The sequence below is a fragment of the Endozoicomonas sp. SESOKO4 genome, from assembly GCF_024606275.1.
Map to the genome: position 1 here is coordinate 1 of NZ_JAHHPS010000356.1, position 1614 is coordinate 1614.

The 1614-nt window shown below is 50.2% G+C and carries 2 protein-coding genes; both read right to left on the reverse strand.

Annotated elements, in window-relative coordinates; all coding sequences use genetic code 11:
* Positions 1 to 822: hypothetical protein (locus KDK16_RS07025; protein WP_257275329.1), on the reverse strand; the 822-nt coding region annotated here is incomplete at its 3' end.
* Positions 823 to 967: 145 nt separating this feature from the next.
* Positions 968 to 1614 (reverse strand): WD40 repeat domain-containing protein (locus tag KDK16_RS07030; RefSeq protein ID WP_257275330.1); only part of this gene is annotated, 647 nt, incomplete at its 5' end.

The window sequence follows — 1614 nt, forward strand, 5'->3', positions numbered from 1 at the left end:
TTCACCGGTGTGCTCATTCACCATAGGCATCGGGTCTTGCCGACACATTACACACCAGCGAGAGCCGAAGGGCTGTTGAACAAAACACTTCGAAATACAGTCCAGATCGAAGTGCTTGCCACAACATTGGCTTTTGACGATCACAAGTGCTTCATCACGGCCATGGAAGTGAACCAGACAAATAGGACAGGGGTCGGACTCCAATGCTACGTCAGTGTCCATGGGGACAGCGTGGCGAGCAATGCCATCGATGAGTAGTACATCTGTGTCAGTCATATGACCTGCGCGCTCCGGGCAGTGTCCACTGTCCAAATGTGGGTATGAGCTTTGTTCGGGTGTTGCGTCTGTCTGGCCTGTCGAATTTTCTGCGGAATCCATCGGCCATTCAGCAGACCCACTGCTACCGGATGGTGGTCGGAATTGACAAATGCCATGACAGGGAAAGACGAAACAATCTAAACCCAAAGTGTGCAGATATTGCTGTGAGCCTCCGTTACCATCGGCAGAGTCAGAATAAAGGAAGCTGTTGAAAGAGCCTGCGGGGCAGGCGGTGGCCCCCCGAGCATGCTGCCCCGCTGACTCTGATGGCGGGTATTGTTGCTGGTCATTTCCAGAGGCAGGCATCATAATGATGGCCGCAAGCGGGTCATCCTGACACGGCTCTTTTTGTTTCATCGGATTAAACGACGCTTTAATCTCAATCTCGACAACAAACTCGACAACAAACTCGACAACAAAACCTCTTGTCAACGGTTGAGCCTGACAGAAGACGGACAATGTCATGAGTAACAGTGGTGCTGCAAAGAGTGAGTGTTTAATCATTCTATCCTTGCATTCTGGTGTGAAGAGGGGAAGGATAGATCAGGAAATAACGCTAGTTGTTACAAACTGCCCCAGAGAGGCTTTCAGCCCCGCCAGGACGTCGACTTTCACCGGTTCTCAGCAAAAAAGTACGCCCATTCGATCATCAATACTTCTTCCGAAGTTCAGTGATCCTCACCGTGTTATCTTTACAGACGGTCATCACATTTCGGCTATCGGGGCTGAAACTGGCTGCGGCTAATCCTTCCTCTTTTTGAATGAAGGCTTTTCGCAGCCATGACCCGTTGGTCTCCAGACCATAAATTTTCACTACACCGTCGACACTGGCGGTCAGCACATGACAAGCATCCGCACTGAAGGTGGCTGAGGCGACTTGATCCTGATGGACAATGCGGGCTTTTAGTGCCCATGATCCACCGGTCTGCAGGCTGATGATTTTCGCTGTGTCATCACTGGTGGTTACCACATGCTGGCAATCGGCACTGAAGTTTGCTGAGGTGACTTCCCTATAGTGTTTGATGCAGGCTTTTTCTTCCCATGATCCAGCATTCTGGCTATGGATTTTCGCCATTTTATCATCACTGGCGGTCACCACATGGCGGCAGTCGGCGCTGAAGTTGACTGATTGGATCAACCCATTATGTTCAATCGTGTCCATTTCTTTCCACGATCCATCAGCCTGCAGGTCATAGATTATTGCTGCGTCATTACTATGAGTGCTAGTGCTGAGGATCAGATGGCAGCTATTGGGGCTGAAGTTGGCCAGGAAGACAGGGTCTTCTAGTTTAATAG